A 16,816-nucleotide genomic window follows, 5' to 3' on the forward strand; every position below is an offset into this window, starting at 1 on the left:
GCCTCGTACAGGGCCTTCTGCGCCTCGGGGGTGGCGAGGTAGTTCGTCAGGAACTCCTGGGCCAGCAGCGCGTTCTCGCTCTGCGAGCTCAGGTAGAAGCCCTGCACGCCCACGAACGGCGCGGCGGTCTCGCCACCGGCGGACGGGATCGGGTTGACCGTGACGTTGACGCCATCGGCGGTCAGCGCCTCGATCGCCCACGGGCCCTGAACGGTGTACGCAGCCTGGCCGGACGCGAACAGCTCGTTGTTGGTGTCGTAGTCGATCGTGGTGGAGATGATGCCGGTGCCGTTGGCGCCGTTGGCGCCGAGCCACGTGGCGAACGCCTCACCGGGCGCGCCGCCCATGCCGACCTGGGCCGTGTACGAGCCGGTGTCGTCCTGCTCGAAGACGGGGGCGCCGAACGAGGTCTGGAAGCCGTACATCGTGTAGGCGTCACCGGTCTGGCCGGCGGTGTTGATGACGATCGGGCGCTCCGCGCCGGCAGCCTGCGCGGCGGCGACCATGTCGTCCCACGTGGCCGGAGCCTCTTCGCCGACCATGTCGGTGTTCTGGACGAGCGCGATCGTCTCGAGCGAGTAGGGCAGGGCGTACAGCTGGCCCTCGTACGTCATCGCGTCGATCGCGACCTGCTCGAAGGAGCTCGCCTTGTCGCCGAGGTCCACCGTGTCCACGACGCCGGCGGCGACAAGCGCGCCGAGCCAGTCGTGCGCGCCGATCGTGATGTCGGGGCCCTCGCCGGTCGGCACCTGTGCGATGAAGTCGGCGCGGATGTCCTCGAAGTTCTTCTGGACGAGCTCGATCTTGGCGCCGGTCTCCTCCTCGAAGGCCGCAGCGGCTGCTTCGATGGCGGGCTCGCGGTTCTCGTCGGTCCAGACGGTCAGGACAGCGCCCGAACCTTCGGTGCCCTCCGACTCGTTGGCGGTGTCGCCGCCGCCCGAGCAGCCGGCGAGCAGGACGGCAGTCGACGCGATTGCGACGATGCTCATTCCCATCTTGCGCATGGATTTTCCTTCCGTGGGGTGGTCGATCCTGCGGGCCTCTGACGAGGTCGCGCCCTTACGACCGGTGGTGAGTGTTGGGCCGGGGTGGCCGCAACGGGTACATCTCTCAGTGCGGAGTGTGCTGTTCCTCCGAGCGGATGACGGCTACGCCGCCGGCCGCAAGTTCAAGCATGCCCTTGACCTCGGCCCCCGTCAGGAGGTCGACGCCATCGGCGGGGAGCGCGGCGCTGTTCGCGCCGTGGTTGATCGCGACGAGGTATTCCACCCCGTCGCGACGGCGACGGATGGCCTCGACCCCGATGGGCAGGTCGGTGGGGCGGATGCCGGCGTCGGCGTAGACGGCCTTCATGATGGCATCCAGTCCCTCGGCATCCGGGCGGGTGCTGACGTACCAGCCGGTCCCGGTGCCGTGGCGGTGGCGGGTGATGGCCGGTTCGCCGGCGGCGGGTCCCTCGAGGTACGTCGCGCGGACCTCGGCTCCTGCGAGCACCAGGTCTTCCTGCCAGACGTCGGCGCTCAGACGCGTGCCGTCCCAGTCGATCGCGGCCGTCGCACCCTCGCGCAGCGGCAGGTGCTCCTCGACGCGCACGCCCAGGGCGGGCTGCAGCGGGGCGCCGAATCCGCCGGCGTGCACCGCGTCGTGCTCGTCGACGACGGCGGAGAAGAACGAGACCACGAGGGTTCCGCCGCGCTCGACGTAGCGGTTGAGGTTGTCGGCGTCGGCCTGGCTCAGCATGTACTGGGCCGGGGCGATGACGAGCTTGTAGCCGGAGAGGTCCTGCCCGGGCAGGGCGAAGTCCACCGTGATGCCGTCGCGCCACAGCCGCTCGTAGTACGCGCGGATGCGCTCGTCGTGGCTGACGTCCTCGGACGGACGCCACTCGAGGTCCTGGGCCCAGAAGGACTCGAAGTCCCACAGGATCGCGACGTCGGCGTGCACGCGGGAGCCGCGCACCTCGCCGAGACGCCCGAGCTTGCCGCCGAGGTCGACGACCTCGCGCCACACCCGGGAGCCGGTGCCGGCGTGCGGAAGCATCGCGGAGTGGAACTTCTCTGCGCCGGAGCGCGAGGCGCGCCACTGGAAGAAGAGGATGCCGTCGGCGCCGCGACCGAAGTGCGACAGCGAGTTGCGGGCCATCTCGCCCGGGCGCTTGGCGATGTTGCGGGGCTGCCAGTTGACCGCCGACGTGGAGTGCTCCATCAGGATCCACGGCGCGCCGCCGCCCACCGAACGGGTGAGGTCGGCGGCGATGGCCAGGCCGATCTCGCCCTCTTCGGCCCACGCCCACAGGTCGCAGCCGTTGTGCTGGTTGGCCATGAAGTTCGTGGTGATGGGGCGGTCGCTGTGCGCGCGGATCGCGTCGCGCTCGGCGATGAAGCAGGCGCGCAGCTGGTGGTCGGTGAAGCGGGCGTAGTCCAGGCGCTGCGCGGGGTTGACGACCGACGGGGCGGCTGCCGGCGCGCCGACGTGCTCCCAGTCGGTGTAGTGCTGGCCCCAGAAGGCCGTGCCCCATGCCTTGTTGAGCCCGTCGAGCGAGCCGTAGCGCTGCTGCAGCCACAGGCGCCATTCACGCACCGCGTGGGGGGAGTAGTCCTCGCCCACCGGCACGCCGAACTCGTTGTGCACGTGCCAGAGCACCACCGCGGGGTGCCCGCCGTACCGCTTGGCGAGCTCGGTGGCGATGCGCACGGCCGCCTTGCGGTAGGCGGGCGCCGAGTGTGAGGCCATGCCGCGGGCGCCGAAGCCCATGACGACACCGTCGCGGGTGATGACGCGGGCGTCGGGGTGCTCGGCGAAGAACCACGCCGGCGGCGACGCGGTGGGCGTGCCCATGTCGATGCGGATGCCGTTGGCGTGCAGCAGCTCGACGACCTCGTCCAGCCAGCTGAAGTCGAAGACCCCTTCGCTGGTTTCCAGCAGCGCCCACGAGAAGATGCCGATGCTGACGAGGTTCACGCCTGCTTCGCGCATGAGCGCGACGTCTTCGCGCCAGGTCTCGGGCGACCACTGCTCAGGGCTGTAGTCGCCGCCGTACGCGATGCCGTCGATGTCGGGCCAACGCGGCGTCGAGGTCATGGAACGCTTCCTCGGGTCAGGGTTTTGTGTGGGTCCGGCTGTGACCGGTCCCAGCTGGGAACAGCATACGTGATCGCGGGCGCTCGGTAACTCGACGTTATGGAACCGTGACCGGTCCCAGTCCGAGGCGCTCGGGGGGTAAAGTCCTGCACGTGGGCGAGATCAGCGAGACCCGCCGCCGACCGACGATCCGAGACGTCGCGGCGGCGGCAGGCGTGTCGCGTGGCACGGTGTCGCGCGTGATCAACGGCGGGCATTGGGTGTCCCCGGACGCCCGGCAGGCGGTCGAGGATGCCATCGCGCGCACCGGATACACCGCGAACCACGCCGCGCGGAGCCTCGCGACGGGACGGTCGAACTCGCTGGCGTTCCTGCTGACCGAGCCGCAGCATCTGCTGTTCTCCGACCCCACCTTTGCCCTGCTTCTGCGCGGGGCGACCCAAGCGCTCGCCCAGCGGTCGATGACCCTCGTGCTGCTCGTCGCGGACACCGCCTCCGAGCGGGCGAACGTCGAGCACTATGTCAGCGCCGGCCACGTCGACGGCGTTCTGCTCATCTCGTCCCACGAATCGGATCCGCTGCTGGTCTCGCTCATCGAGGCGGGCGTGCCCACCGTGTGCACGGGTGTGCCGCTCGGGTACCGCGCCCAGGTGCCGACGGTGTCGGTGGACGAGGTCGGTTCGGCGCGGGTGATGACCCGGTACCTGATGGACCGCGGTCACCGCAGGATCGCGCTCATCACGGGCCCCGACGACACCTCGGGCGGCCGCTATCGACTGGTGGGCTTCCGCGAGGAGATGGGGGACCGGTTCGACCCGGACCTCGTGGAGCAGGATGTCTACTCCCGCGAGGCGGGGGATGCGGCGATGACGCGGCTGCTGCAGCGCGCCCCCGACATCGACGCGGTCTTCGCGGCATCCGACGTGATGGCGGTGGGGGCGATCGCGGCCGCGCGCCGGGCGGGGCTCAGGGTGCCCGAGGACCTCGCCGTCGCCGGCTTCGACGATTCGGGACTGGCTGAGACGCACGAGCCGCCCTTGACCACGATGCGTCAGCCGTGGTCGGAGATCAGCAGCGCGATGGTGGAGATCCTGATCGACGTGATCAACGGGGTTCCCCGCACCGACCTGGTGCTGCCGACGACGCTCGTCGTGCGCGGCACCGCGTGAGGCGCAGCCTCGCGCCCCGCACCCCCGCCCGTCTGCCGACTCGCACCCGGCGCCTCGCGTCCGTTCGCCGACAGTCTCCCGATTGCGCATGTGAGTTCCCGCTCACACGGTGCCGTGTGAGTTCCCGTTCACACTGTGCCGTGTGAGTTCCCGTTCACACTGTGCCGTGTGAGTTCCCGTTCACGCATGGGGTCGGAACCAGTTCGCCCGTACGTGAGTTCTCGTTCACGCGGGGAGGGGCGGGCGGGCCGAGTCCGCCAAGCGGATGCTCCCGCCGCAGGGCACAGCCACGCTCGCCGGTCGCGGCGTGGCTGTGTGAGCGGGAACTCACATGGTGAAACGAGACGACGTCGAAAGTTCGGCCCGGTGCGCCGGCGACAGCTCGCGGAGCGTCGCCCGCCGCGGCATCCGTCGATGTCGGAGGGTGGCCATATCGTCCGCGCATGGACAGGTACCGGCGCAGGATCAACCCCTTCGAAGCGATGGCCGAGCCCGCGCGGCGGCGCATCATCGACGTCCTCGCCAGCGGCGAGCACACCGCCGGGCAGCTCGCTGAGGCCGTGGGCGCCGAGTTCGCCATCTCGCGCACGGCGGTCTCGAAGCACCTGCGCATCCTTCGCGACGCCGGTTTCATCGAGGTGCGCGCGGATTATCAATGGCGCTGGTACTTCCTGACGCGCGACGGGCTCGACGGGCTGGAGTCCGCGGTCGAGCAGCTGCGGCTGAAGATGGCGGGCGGACTGGGGTGGGACACCGACCTGCGTGACAAGCGCGATCCCCTGGGCGGGCCGGCCTTCGACGGGCGACCCGTGTTGCGCAAGGGGCCCGGCCGGGAGCCCGCCCGGAGGCGGCGTGGGCACCAGACCAGTGCAACCCGGGCCAGCGACCCCGAGGCAGGCCTGTACCCGGTGCTACCCGTGGTGGGACCGATGCCGCCCGCGTAACAGGGGGCGGGCTCACAGCGCGGCCCCACCTAGAATCGACGGGTGACCTCAGGCCGATCCTTCTACATCACGACGCCGATCTACTACCCGAGCGACGTGCCCCACATCGGCCACGGCTACACGACCGTGGCGGTGGACACCCTCGCGCGCTGGCACCGCCAGGCCGGCGACGACACCTGGATGCTCACCGGCACCGACGAGCACGGTCAGAAGATGCTGCGCGCCGCCGCGGCGAACGGCGTCACGCCCCAGCAATGGGTCGATAAGCTCGTCACCGAGTCGTGGTTCCCGCTCCTGCAGACGCTCGACGTCGCCAACGACGACTTCATCCGCACCACGCAGGAGCGCCACGAGCGCAACGTGCAGGTCTTCTTCCAGACGCTGTACGACCGGGGATACATCTACGCAGGCGAGTACGAGGCGCTGTACTGCGTCGGTTGCGAGGAGTTCAAGCCGGAGTCCGAGATCGTCGACGGCACCGGGGCCTTCGAGGGTCTCAAGGTCTGCGCGATCCACTCCAAGCCGCTGGAGCTGCTGCAGGAGAAGAACTACTTCTTCAAGCTCAGCGAGTTCCAGGACAAGCTGCTCGAGCTCTACAAGACGGTGCCCGACTTCCTGCGCCCCGACTCGGCGCGCAACGAGGTCATCTCGTTCGTCAAGAACGGCCTCAAGGACCTCTCCATCTCGCGGTCCACGTTCGACTGGGGCATCAAGGTGCCGTGGGACGAGTCCCACGTCATCTACGTGTGGGTCGACGCACTGCTGAACTACGCCACCGCCGTCGGTTACGGCAGCGACCAGGAGCAGTTCGACCGGCGCTGGCCGGCCTACCACGTGGTGGGCAAGGACATCCTCCGCTTCCACGCCGTCATCTGGCCGGCCATGCTCATGGCCGCCGGCCTCGAGGTGCCCCGGGGTGTCTTCGCCCACGGCTGGCTGCTCGTCGGCGGCGAGAAGATGTCGAAGTCGAAGCTCACCGGCATCGCGCCCACCGAGATCACCGACGTGTTCGGCTCGGACGCCTATCGGTTCTACTTCCTCTCGGCCATCGCCTTCGGCCAGGACGGGTCGTTCTCGTGGGAGGACCTCTCCGCCCGCTACCAGGCGGAGCTCGCCAACGGATTCGGAAACCTCGCCTCGCGCACGGTCGCGATGATCGAGCGCTACTTCGAGGCCATCGTGCCGCCGGCAGGCGTGTACACCGAGGCCGACCTGCACATCCAGCGGACCGTGGCGGATGCCGCGACCGCCGCGGATGCCGCGATGGAGCGCTTCCGCCCCGACGAGGCCATCGCCGCCATCTGGACGATCGTCGACGCGCTCAACCTCTACATCACCGAGAACGAGCCGTGGGCGCTGGCCAAGGACGCATCGCAGCGCGAGCGGCTGGGTACGGTGCTCTACACCGCAGCCGAAGGGCTGCGCGCGCTCACCGTGCTGCTCTCGCCGGTCATGCCGCACGCCACCGGCATCCTCTGGGACGCCCTCGGCGCCGCCGCCACTCTCGGCGCGCTGCAGGACCAGCCGATCCGCGACGCGGGCACCTGGGGGCAGCTGCCCGCCGGGGCCTCGGTGAGCGGCCTCGCACCGCTGTTCCCCCGCGTCGAACAGAGCGCATGACCGACCCCAGCCAGTACGTGCGACAGCGCGAGAAGGGTGCGCGCGACGTCAGCTATCCGCCGGCTCCGGAGCCGCTCACGGTGGCGGTGTACGACAACCACGCCCACCTCGAGATCGAGGACGGCGAAGTGGGGCTGAGCCTGGACGAGCAGCTGTCGCGCGCGACGGCCGTCGGGGTCACCGGCGTCGTGCAGGCCGGCGGTGACGTCGACTCGAGTCGCTGGTCGGCGTGGGCGGCGGCATCCCACCCACAGGTGCTGGCGGCGGTCGCGATCCACCCCAATGAGGCACCGGCATACGCCGAACGGGGGATGCTCGACGAGGCCATCGCCGTCATCGACGACCTCGCCGCACAGCCCCGGGTGCGGGCGATCGGCGAGACCGGGCTCGACTTCTACCGCACGGGTCCCGAGGGTCTGCCTGCGCAGTACGAGAGCTTCGAAGCGCACATCGCCATGGCCAAGCGCCACGACATCGCGATGCAGATCCACGACCGCGACGCGCACGACGAGGTCCTGGCCACGCTCATGCGGGTGGGCGCCCCCGAACGCACCGTCTTCCACTGCTTCTCGGGCGACGCGGACATGGCCCGCATCGCCGCCGACGCCGGCTACTACCTCTCGTTCGCCGGGAACGTCACGTTCAAGAACGCCCAGAATCTGCGGGACGCCCTCGCCGTCACTCCGCGCGAGCGCATCCTCGTCGAGACCGACGCCCCGTTCCTGACGCCGGCGCCATTCCGCGGCCGCCCCAACGCGCCGTATCTGATCCCGGCGACCGTGCGGTTCCTGGCCGACGAGCTCGACGTCGACCTCGACGAGCTCTGCGCCCAGCTGGCATCCAACACCCTGGCCGTCTACGGCCCCTTCGAGGAGACGCCGTGACTGTGACCCTCCTCGGCGCCACCGAGATCCGCACGCTCGCGGCCGAACTCGACGTCACCCCCACCAAGAAGCTCGGGCAGAACTTCGTCGTCGACGCCAACACGGTGCGCAAGATCGTGCAGGTCGCCGGTGTGCGTCCCGAGGACCGGGTCGTGGAGGTCGGGCCCGGGCTCGGCTCGCTGACGTTGGCCATTCTCGAGACCGGCGCCGCGGTGACGGCCGTCGAGATCGACCACCGCCTCGCCGCGCGGCTGCCCGCGACCGCAGCCGCCCACGGCGTGCCCGACGGCGCACTCACGGTCGTCGACGCCGATGCGCTTCGCATCACGGAGCTTCCCGGCGACCCCGAGGTGCTGGTCGCCAACCTCCCGTACAACGTCAGCGTGCCCGTGCTGCTGCATTTTCTCGAGACGTTCCCGCACCTCGACCGCGGCGTGGTCATGGTGCAGGCCGAGGTGGGGGAGCGCCTCGCCGCGCAGCCCGGCACCAAGGCGTACGGCAGCCCCAGCGTGAAAGCGGCCTGGTACGGCCCGTGGCGCCTGGCGGGCACCGTGTCACGCCAGGTGTTCTGGCCGGTGCCCAACGTCGACAGCGTGCTGGTGGCCTTCCGCCGCGACGCCGAGCCGCGCGGGACCGAGGCCGAGCGGCGGCGCACCTTCGCGATCGTGGATGCCGCGTTCGGTCAGCGCCGCAAGATGCTGCGGCAGGCGCTCGCCGGTGTGCTGGGCGGCTCGTCGGCAGCGGCATCCGCCGTGCTCGAAGCGGCGGGCGTTGCCCCGACGGCGCGCGGCGAAGAACTGGTCGTGGCGGACTTCCTCAGGATCGCGCGCGCGGCACCCCTCGCGCAGTAGCGTGGGAGCGTGACCGAATCGCCCCGCACCAAGCCGCCCGTCGCCGATCTTCACCGCCCGTACACGGCCGCTGAAGACCGATACGCCTCCGTCGACTACCGCCGCGTCGGGGCATCCGGCCTGCGTCTGCCCCCGATCTCGCTGGGCCTGTGGTGGAACTTCGGCGACAACGTGCCGTTCGACCGCCAGCGCGAGGTGCTGCGTCACGCCTTCGACATCGGCATCACGCACTTCGACCTCGCCAACAACTACGGCCCGCCCTACGGCTCCGCAGAGATCAACTTCGGCCGCATGATGCGCGAGGACTTCGCGCCCTACCGGGACGAGCTGATCATCTCGTCCAAGGCCGGCTACGACATGTGGGCAGGCCCCTACGGCGACGGCGGGTCGCGCACCTACCTGCTTTCGAGTGCCGAGCAGTCGCTGCGCCGCATGCAGCTCGACTACGTCGACATCTTCTACTCGCACCGCGACGACCCGACCGTGCCGCTGGAAGAGACCATCGGCGCGCTCGACACCCTCGTGCGCCAGGGTAAGGCCCGCTACGTCGGCATCTCGTCGTACAGCGCCATGCGCACCGTCGAGGCCGTCGCCATCGCGCGCAGCCTCGGCACTCCGCTCGTGATCCACCAGCCCTCGTACTCCATCGCCAACCGCTGGATCGAGGACGGCCTCACCGGCGCGCTCGAGCAGGAGGGACTGGGCGCCATCGCGTTCTCGCCGCTGGCGCAGGGCCTGCTGACGGACAAGTACCTCGGCGAGGGTGCCGCCGACCGCTCGGTCGAGCGCTGGTCGGTGCCGCGGGACACGGTCTCCGAGTCCGGGCGCGGCCGCCTCGTGGGCCTTGACGCGATCGCCAAGGAGCGTGGACAGAGCCTGGCGCAGATGGCCCTGCAGTGGGTCCTGCGCAACGAGGTGGTGGCGTCGGCCCTCGTCGGCGCCTCCCGCCCGGCGCAGCTCGACGAGAACCTCGCCGCCGTCAACGGACCCGCCTTCGACACCGAGGAGCTGGAGCGCATCGACGCGCTCTCGGACGGCATGGACGTCGGGATGTGGGAGTCGGCGGACTCGTGAGTCCGACCGCGTCGTCCCGTCGGGTGCACGTGCGTGCGCCCGGCAAGATCAACGTGTTCTTCGAAGTCGGCGACGTGCAGGACGACGGCTACCACGACGTCGCGTCGGTGTATCAGGCCGTCTCGGCGTATGAGGACGTCTATGCCTCTCACGCCGACGGCTTCTCGATCTCGGTCGAGGGTGTCGTCGACGTGTCCGGGGTGCCGGTCGACGACCGCAACCTCGCGGTGCGGGCGGCGAGGCTGCTGGCAAGTGAGATCGGCTACGACGGCGGGGTGCACCTCGAGGTGCGCAAGGCCGTCCCCGTGGCCGGCGGCATGGGCGGCGGATCGGCCGACGCCGCCGCGGCCCTGCTCGCGTGCGATGCGCTGTGGGATGCCGGACTCTCCGCCGTGCGCCTGCAGCGACTTGCCGCACGGCTGGGGGCGGACGTGCCCTTCGCCCTGATGGGCGGCACCGCCGTGGGCACCGGCCGGGGCGACCAGCTGAGTCCCGCGCTCGCTCGGGGACGATTGGACTGGGTCATCGTGACCAACCCGGTGGGACTTTCCACTCCGGAGGTGTATCGGGAACTCGATCGACTGCGCGAGCGCAGCGCCCCTGACATCGCACCGCCGGCCGGAGCTCCCGACGTCGACCCCGCCGTGCTGCAGGCGCTGCGCACCGGCGACGCCGCTGCCGTTGCCGCGGCCGTGCACAACGACCTGCAGGATGCCGCCTTCTCGCTGCGCCCCGAGCTGACCGACCTGAGGGACCTCGGCTGCGGGCTGGGCGCGCTGGCGGGAATGGTCTCCGGCTCCGGCCCCACCGTGGCGTTCCTCGCCGGCGACCCGGATGCCGCCGTGCAGCTGAGGACCGCCCTCAGCGCCACCGGCTATGACGCGCTGACCGTGCACGGACCGGTCCCCGGCGCGCGCGTCGTCGGCTGACGGCACAATGGAGCGATGGTCCCCGTGAACAACGCCGTCTGGCACGACGCGCCCGTCGATCTGCGTTCCCGCGCCGCGCTGGCCGTGCGGGACCTGCAGTACCGCACCGTCTCGCACGCCGATGACGCCGACTACGCCGCCTGGCTGCAGGCCAACGCGCGCGGCTTTCAAGACGAGGAGCGCAACGACGAGCAGATCGCGACGAGCCGCGAACTCAGCGCCCACCGCCGGCTGACCGGTGTCTACGACGGTGCCGGCCCCATGCCCGAGATGCCGGTCGCGACCCTGTCGTCCTGGGTCGGCGAGCTGACGGTGCCGGGCGGGCGCGGCATCTCCTCGTGCGCGATCAGCTCGGTGACCGTGGCGCCCACGCACCGCCGGCGGGGCATTGCCCGGGCGATGCTCGAGGGTGAGCTGCGGGGAGCCGCGGCGGCCGGGCTGCCGATGGCGATGCTCACCGTCAGCGAGTCCACGCTCTACGGGCGCTACGGTTTCGCGCCCGCCGCGGCCTCGGCGGCGTGGACGATCGAGAACAGACGCGCCGGCTGGCGAGGCCCGCGCGCCCCGGGTCGTGTCGACTTCATCCCGCGCCGGCGGGTGCGCGAGCTGATGCCGATCCTGCACGACCGCGTGCGACTCAGGGCACCTGGCGAGATCGAGGTGCCGGGGGAGTTCTGGGATCGCTTCGCAGGAACGCGGCCCGACGTGAAAGACGGCGGCAAGGTGCGCGCCGTGCAGTACACCGATCCCGCTGGAGACGTGCGAGGGCTGGCGCTGTACACCGTCACCGGAAACGACGAGGACTTCACGAAGGCGCGCGTGCACGTGCCGTACCTGCTGGCCGAGACCGATCACGCGTACGCCGCTCTCTGGCGATTCCTCCTCGAACTCGACCTCGTCGGCACGGTGACAGCACACGAGCTGTCGGTCGACGAGCCGCTGCTGTGGCTGATCGAGGATCAGCGCGCGGCGAAGGTGACCGTGCGCGATCACCAGTATCTGCGCATCCTCGACGTGCCTTCCGCCCTGCAGGCCCGCACCTACGCGGCACCCGGCCGGTTCTCGCTCGAGGTCACCGACCCGCTCGAAATCGCCGGCGGACGTTACCTGCTCGACATCGCCGGCGACGGCCGCGCCACGGTGTCGCGGCTCCGCACGGGGCAGTCGGCGGATGCGGTGGCCGTGACCCTCGATATCCGCGAGCTCTCGGCGGTGTATCTCGGGGGAGTGTCGGCGCTCACGCTCGCGCGGGCCGGGCTCGTGCAGACGAGTGATGCCACGGCGTTCGCGCGGTCGCTCTCGTGGCACGTCGCCCCGCGCCTGAGCTTCTGGTATTGACTCGCCGCTAGTGCACGCGGGCGGCTGATGCAAGGCCGCGTGCGTGTCGGCGCCCGGCGTTACCCTTGACGCTCACCCACCGAGGGAGCGGCCATGCAAGCACGACTGGGCGACACGATCATCGCAGATGCCGACGAGTCCGACCTCATCCGCATCGAGGGCAACTGGTACTTCCCGCCCGCGAGCGTGAACTGGGATCTCCTCACCCCGAGCGACACCCCGTACACCTGCGCGTGGAAGGGGGAGTGCCAGTACTACGACGTCGACGGGCACGCCGACAACGCGTTCGCGTACCCGGATCCGAAGCCAGGGTCGATCGAACGGGTCGGCCGGGACTTCTCCGGGTACGTCGCGTTCTGGCAGGACGTCCAGGTCGGCGCCTGACGTGATCGAGTTCCGTGGGGTCTCCAAATCCTTCCCCGACGGCACCCGGGCGGTGGAGGACTTCTCCCTCGTCATCCCGCCCCGCCGCACGACGGTGTTCGTGGGGTCCTCGGGGTGCGGCAAGACCACGCTGCTGCGCATGGTCAACCGCATGGTCGAGCCCTCGTCGGGCACGATCACCATCGACGGCGAAGACATCGCGGGCCGCTCGCCGGTGCAGCTGCGCCGCAGCATCGGCTACGTGATGCAGAACTCCGGTCTGCTGCCGCACCTGACCGTCGCCGCCAACATCGCGACGGTGCCGCGCCTGAACGGCGTCGCCCGCGGCGTCGCGCGGGAACGTGCTCTGGAGCTCATGGGCACAGTGGGGCTCGACACCGCGATGGCGGACCGCTATCCCAGCCAGCTCTCGGGCGGCCAGCAGCAGCGCGTCGGCGTGGCGCGCGCGCTCGCGGCGGAACCGAACATCCTTCTCATGGACGAGCCGTTCGGCGCCGTCGACCCGATCGTGCGCACCGAGCTGCAGGACGAGCTCATCCGGCTGCAGCGCGACATCGGCAAGACGATCGTGTTCGTCACGCATGACATCGAGGAGGCGTTCTTCCTCGGCGACCAGATCATCATCCTCGAGCGCGGCGCGCGCATCGCGCAGCAGGGCACCGCCGACGACATCCGTCAGAATCCCGCGTCGCCTTTCGTCGAGGCGTTCGTCGGTGCCCGGGAGCGACGCGCGCCGTGAACTGGGTCATCGACAATCTGGGACTGATCGCTTCGCTGTCGCTCGAACACGTGCGGCAGAGCATCGTCCCGATCGTCGTGGGGCTGGTGCTCGCGGTGCCGCTCGGATGGGTGGCGTGGCGCTACCGCCTGCTGCGCGGTGCGCTGCTGACAGTCAGCGGCCTGCTCTACACGATCCCGTCGCTCGCCCTGCTGGCGCTGCTCCCCGGCATCCTGGGGATCAGCTTCCTCAGTGAGGTCAACCTGCTCGTCGCCCTGACGCTCTACGCCGTCGCGCTGCTGACCCGGTCGGTCGCGGACGGCTTCGACGCGGTCGACCCCGATGCCCGGCTGGCGGCAGTGGCGATGGGCTACGGATCGGTCCGGCGGTTCTGGGGCGTCGACCTGCCGCTGGCCGGCCCCGTCATCCTCGCGGGCCTGCGCGTTGCCGCCGTCAGCACGGTGTCGCTGGCCACGGTCGGGGTGCTCATCGGCGTCACCAACCTCGGCTACCTCTTCACCAACGGTCTGCAGCGGCGTATCGTCCCCGAGGTGCTCGCCGGCATCGTCGCAGTCATGCTCATCGCCGTCGTCATCGACCTGATCCTCGTCGCCGCCGGTCGCCTCCTGATGCCGTGGAGCCGGGCAGCCACGCCGAGCGCGCGTGCGCGCTTGGCGTTGCGCACCGCGGAGGCGCCGGCATGACCCTCTTCCTCGACGCCCTCGCGTGGATCGTCGCCCCCGAGCAGTGGACAGGGCGGGGCGCCATCGGCACGGCCATCGGCGTGCACCTGCTGTTCACCGTCATCTCCGTCGTCCTCGCCGCCGCTGTGGCCGTGCCGCTCGGGTGGCTCATCGGCCACACCGGGCGCGGCCGGGAGCTCGCCGTCATCGTCTCGGGCGCCGCGCGGGCCGTGCCCTCGTTCGGCCTGCTGATCCTGCTGGTGCTGCTGTTCGGGGTGCTGAACAGACCGGAGGCGGCCGTGGTCACCTTCGTGCTGCTGGCGATTCCGTCGATCCTCGCCGGGGCCTATGCCGGCGTCGAGGCGATCGATCCCGCCGTACGCGACGCCGGGCGTGCGATGGGCATGACGGGGTGGCAGGTGCTCTGGCGCATCGAGGCGCCGCTGGGACTGCCACTGCTGGTGGCCGGCCTGCGGTCGGCGACGCTCCAGGTGGTGGCCACGGTCACGATCGCTGCCTACGTCAATCTGGGGGGCCTCGGGCAGTACATCATCGCCGGCATCCCGCTGCGCCGCTATGAGATGGTGCTCGGCGGCGCGCTGCTGGTGATCGGCCTGGCGCTGCTGCTGGATCTGCTGTTCGCGGTGCTGCAGCGCGTCGCGGTGCCCCGGGGCCTGCGCGCCGGTCGCAGCGCCCGAACCACCACCCGCTCGTCGACGGTGCGGACCGCCGCGAGCGCCCCTGTCCCGTCCTGATCCATCCCACCGAGGAGACGCATCCATGTCCACTGCACGCATCCCGCGCCGTCTGGTCGCCGGCGCAACCGCCTTGGCGTTCGCCGCAGCCGCCCTCGTCGGCTGTTCGACGGCCGACCCGCTCGATCCTGAGGCGGGCGACACGACCGACAACGAGACGATCGTCATCGGCTCGCAGGCCTACTACTCCAACGAGATCATCGCCGAGATCTACGCGCAGGCTCTGGAAGACGCGGGCTACACCGTGGAGCGCTCGTTCAACATCGGTCAGCGCGACGCCTACATGCCCGAGATCGAGAGCGGGGCGATCACCCTGTTCCCCGAGTACACCGGCAACCTGCTGCAGTACTACGAGCCCGACACCGACGCGCGCACGGCCGACGACGTGTACGAGGCGCTGATCGAGGCGCTGCCGGATGGGCTGACGGTGCTCGAGCAATCCGAGGCGACCGACCAGGACTCCTACACGGTGACCGCGGCCTTCGCCGACGAGAACGGCGTCACCACCATCGCCGACCTCGCCGACATCGGCGGCACGCTGACCGTGGGTGGCCCGCCCGAGCTCGCCGAGCGTCCCTACGGACCGTCGGGCTTGGCCGAGACGTACGGGGTGAACGTGGACTTCGAGGCCACCGGCGACACGACAGTCGAGGCGCTCACCGCGGGCGAGGTCGACATCGCCAACGTCTTCACCGCCGACCCGCGCATCCAGACGCAGGACCTCGTCGTGCTGGAGGATCCTGAGGGCCTGTTCCTCGCTTCCAATGTCGTCCCGCTCGTCAACGAAGAACTCGCCGACGAGCTGGCCGAGGTCATCGACCCCATCAGCGCCGCGCTCACGCCCGAGGGACTGGTCGCGCTGAACGTCCAGAGCACCGAGGACGAGATGTCGCCCGCCGCCATCGCCACGGCGTGGCTGCAGGAGAACGGCATCATCTGAGCGACGTGAGGCGGTGAGCGCCGAGTCGCGCGCTCACCGCGCTCAGTCGAGCGCTTCGCCGAGCTCGAGCCAGCGTTCCTCGAGCTCGGCGATCTCGGCCGCCTGCGCGTCCCGTCGCCGGTAGAGGTCTGCCACGTCGTCGTAGTCGGTGCCGCCGGCCGCGTTCGCGATCTTCACGTCGAGGTCGTCCAGCCCCTTCTGCAGCTTCTGGATCTTGCGGTCCAGCGCCGACAGCTCCTTCTCGGCATTGCGACGATCGGCGCCGGACAGCGCCGAGGCGGATGCCGGCGCAGCGGCGGCCTTGACCGGCCCGGCATCCACAGCGCGCTGCTGCGCGTGCCGCAGACGCAGGTACTCGTCGATGCCGCCCGGCAGGTGTCGCAGGTGCCCGTCGAGGATGGCGTACTGCTGGTCGGTCACCCGCTCGAGGAAGTAGCGATCGTGGGAGACGACCAGGAGGGTCCCGGCCCACGAGTCCAGCAGATCCTCGATGGCCGCGAGCATGTCGGTGTCGAGGTCGTTCGTGGGTTCGTCGAGGATCAGCACGTTGGGCTGCTCCAGCAGGATGAGCAGCAGCTGCAGGCGCCGCTTCTGTCCGCCCGAGAGGTCCTTCACCGGCGTCGACAGCTGCTCGCTTGCGAACCCCATGCGCTCGAGCAGCTGGCCGGGGGTCAGGTCCTGCGCTTTGGACCCAGTGCCGAGGGTGTAGCTGGTGCGCAGCCCCGAGATCACGACCCGCACGGGGTCGTTCAGGTGCGGGTCCAGCTCGTCCATGCGCTGCGAGAGGGTCGCGACCTTGACGGTCTTGCCGCGCTTGACCCGGCCGGCGGTCGGCTCCACCGTGCCGGCGATGAGACCGAGAAGGGTGGACTTGCCGGCGCCGTTGACGCCGAGGATGCCGGTGCGCTCGCCCGGGGCGATGCGCCACTCGACCCCGCGCAGCACGTCTCGCGTGCCGGTCCCTGAGTCTGGCGAGGGGTAGGAAACCGACACGTCCAGCAGATCGACGACGTCCTTGCCCAGCCGGGAGACGGCGAGGGACTGCAGGGTGACGGGGTCGCGGATCTCCGGCACGTCGGCGATGAGCTCGTTGGCGGCGTCGATGCGGAACTTCGGCTTCGAGGTGCGCGCGGGCGCTCCGCGGCGCAGCCACGCCAGCTCCTTGCGGGCGAGGTTCTGCCGTCGGGCTTCGATCACCGACGACTGCCGGTCGCGCTCGACGCGCTGCAGCACGTACGCCGCGTAGCCGCCGTCGAACGGCTCGACCATGCGGTCGTGCACCTCCCACGTGCGGGTGCAGACCTCGTCGAGGAACCACCGGTCGTGGGTGACGACGAGGAGGGCCCCCGACGACGCCGACCAGCGGCGCTTCAGGTGCTCGGCCAGCCATGAGATGCCCTCGACGTCGAGGTGGTTCGTCGGCTCATCGAGCATGAGCACGTCCCA

Annotated in this window: 16 protein-coding genes; 13 read left to right on the plus strand and 3 right to left on the minus strand. The window is 70.4% G+C overall.

Annotated elements, in window-relative coordinates; genetic code table 11:
- Both NQ160_RS06745 and NQ160_RS06750 read right to left on the minus strand, forming a co-directional pair.
- On the minus strand, nt 1-1,004 hold a 1,004-nt coding region (locus NQ160_RS06745; RefSeq protein ID WP_257514461.1), incomplete at its 3' end, for a sugar ABC transporter substrate-binding protein.
- Nucleotides 1,005-1,110: 106 nt separating this feature from the next.
- Entirely contained in the window at nt 1,111-3,081 is a 1,971-nt protein-coding gene (locus NQ160_RS06750) for a beta-galactosidase (protein ID WP_257514462.1), read from the minus strand.
- 152 nt (nt 3,082-3,233) lie between these two features.
- On the opposite strand from NQ160_RS06750, the gene NQ160_RS06755 reads away from it, so the two are divergent.
- The 13 genes from NQ160_RS06755 to NQ160_RS06815 all read left to right on the plus strand — a co-directional run bounded on the left by NQ160_RS06755 (nt 3,234) and on the right by NQ160_RS06815 (nt 15,370).
- Nucleotides 3,234-4,250: a LacI family DNA-binding transcriptional regulator gene (locus NQ160_RS06755; protein WP_374113635.1), complete on the plus strand. Its 1,017-nt coding sequence runs from the start codon at nt 3,234-3,236 to the stop codon at nt 4,248-4,250.
- A gap of 443 nt (nt 4,251-4,693) precedes the next feature.
- Nucleotides 4,694-5,194, plus strand: a complete 501-nt coding sequence (locus tag NQ160_RS06760; RefSeq protein WP_257514463.1) for an ArsR/SmtB family transcription factor — start codon at nt 4,694-4,696, stop codon at nt 5,192-5,194.
- A gap of 42 nt (nt 5,195-5,236) precedes the next feature.
- On the plus strand, nt 5,237-6,814 hold the full coding sequence (gene metG, locus NQ160_RS06765) for a methionine--tRNA ligase (RefSeq protein WP_257514464.1): 1,578 nt from the start codon (nt 5,237-5,239) through the stop codon (nt 6,812-6,814).
- Entirely contained in the window at nt 6,811-7,698 is an 888-nt protein-coding gene (locus NQ160_RS06770) for a TatD family hydrolase (protein ID WP_257514465.1), read from the plus strand. The genes metG and NQ160_RS06770 overlap by 4 nt, the downstream gene beginning before the upstream one ends.
- A complete protein-coding gene (rsmA, locus tag NQ160_RS06775; RefSeq protein ID WP_257514466.1) occupies nt 7,695-8,549 on the plus strand; it encodes a 16S rRNA (adenine(1518)-N(6)/adenine(1519)-N(6))-dimethyltransferase RsmA in 855 nt (284 codons plus the stop codon). The genes NQ160_RS06770 and rsmA overlap by 4 nt, the downstream gene beginning before the upstream one ends.
- A gap of 9 nt (nt 8,550-8,558) precedes the next feature.
- The gene (locus NQ160_RS06780; protein WP_308211452.1) at nt 8,559-9,623 is read left to right on the plus strand and encodes an aldo/keto reductase; all 1,065 of its coding nucleotides are present in this window, start codon (nt 8,559-8,561) and stop codon (nt 9,621-9,623) included.
- A complete protein-coding gene (locus NQ160_RS06785) occupies nt 9,620-10,552 on the plus strand; it encodes a 4-(cytidine 5'-diphospho)-2-C-methyl-D-erythritol kinase (RefSeq protein WP_257514467.1) in 933 nt (310 codons plus the stop codon). Before NQ160_RS06780 ends, NQ160_RS06785 begins: the two co-directional genes overlap by 4 nt.
- A 15-nt stretch (nt 10,553-10,567) precedes the next feature.
- Complete coding sequence (locus tag NQ160_RS06790) at nt 10,568-11,890, plus strand: GNAT family N-acetyltransferase (protein WP_257514468.1); 1,323 nt, start codon at nt 10,568-10,570, stop codon at nt 11,888-11,890.
- A 93-nt stretch (nt 11,891-11,983) separates the two neighbouring features.
- Nucleotides 11,984-12,274 (plus strand): DUF427 domain-containing protein, encoded by a 291-nt coding sequence (locus tag NQ160_RS06795; RefSeq protein WP_257514469.1) that lies wholly within the window; start codon nt 11,984-11,986, stop codon nt 12,272-12,274.
- 1 nt (nt 12,275) lies between these two features.
- Complete coding sequence (locus NQ160_RS06800; protein ID WP_257514470.1) at nt 12,276-13,013, plus strand: ABC transporter ATP-binding protein; 738 nt, start codon at nt 12,276-12,278, stop codon at nt 13,011-13,013.
- Nucleotides 13,010-13,696 (plus strand): ABC transporter permease, encoded by a 687-nt coding sequence (locus NQ160_RS06805; RefSeq protein WP_257514471.1) that lies wholly within the window; start codon nt 13,010-13,012, stop codon nt 13,694-13,696. Before NQ160_RS06800 ends, NQ160_RS06805 begins: the two co-directional genes overlap by 4 nt.
- A complete protein-coding gene (locus tag NQ160_RS06810) occupies nt 13,693-14,430 on the plus strand; it encodes an ABC transporter permease (RefSeq protein ID WP_257514472.1) in 738 nt (245 codons plus the stop codon). The genes NQ160_RS06805 and NQ160_RS06810 overlap by 4 nt, the downstream gene beginning before the upstream one ends.
- A 25-nt stretch (nt 14,431-14,455) precedes the next feature.
- Entirely contained in the window at nt 14,456-15,370 is a 915-nt protein-coding gene (locus tag NQ160_RS06815) for an ABC transporter substrate-binding protein (protein WP_257514473.1), read from the plus strand.
- Between the two features lie 42 nt (nt 15,371-15,412).
- Here the strand turns inward: NQ160_RS06815 and NQ160_RS06820 are convergent.
- On the minus strand, nt 15,413-16,816 hold a 1,404-nt coding region (locus NQ160_RS06820), incomplete at its 5' end, for an ABC-F family ATP-binding cassette domain-containing protein (RefSeq protein WP_257514474.1).

Source organism: Microbacterium sp. zg.Y909 (assembly GCF_024626565.1).

Coding starts and splice junctions, on each gene's coding strand:
- NQ160_RS06790 (WP_257514468.1), top strand. CDS start 10,568: ATGGTCCCCGTGAACAACGCCGTCTGGCACGACGCGCCCGTCGATCTG.
- NQ160_RS06750 (WP_257514462.1), bottom strand. CDS start 3,081: ATGACCTCGACGCCGCGTTGGCCCGACATCGACGGCATCGCGTACGGC.
- NQ160_RS06770 (WP_257514465.1), top strand. CDS start 6,811: ATGACCGACCCCAGCCAGTACGTGCGACAGCGCGAGAAGGGTGCGCGC.
- NQ160_RS06815 (WP_257514473.1), top strand. CDS start 14,456: ATGTCCACTGCACGCATCCCGCGCCGTCTGGTCGCCGGCGCAACCGCC.
- NQ160_RS06760 (WP_257514463.1), top strand. CDS start 4,694: ATGGACAGGTACCGGCGCAGGATCAACCCCTTCGAAGCGATGGCCGAG.
- NQ160_RS06795 (WP_257514469.1), top strand. CDS start 11,984: ATGCAAGCACGACTGGGCGACACGATCATCGCAGATGCCGACGAGTCC.
- NQ160_RS06810 (WP_257514472.1), top strand. CDS start 13,693: ATGACCCTCTTCCTCGACGCCCTCGCGTGGATCGTCGCCCCCGAGCAG.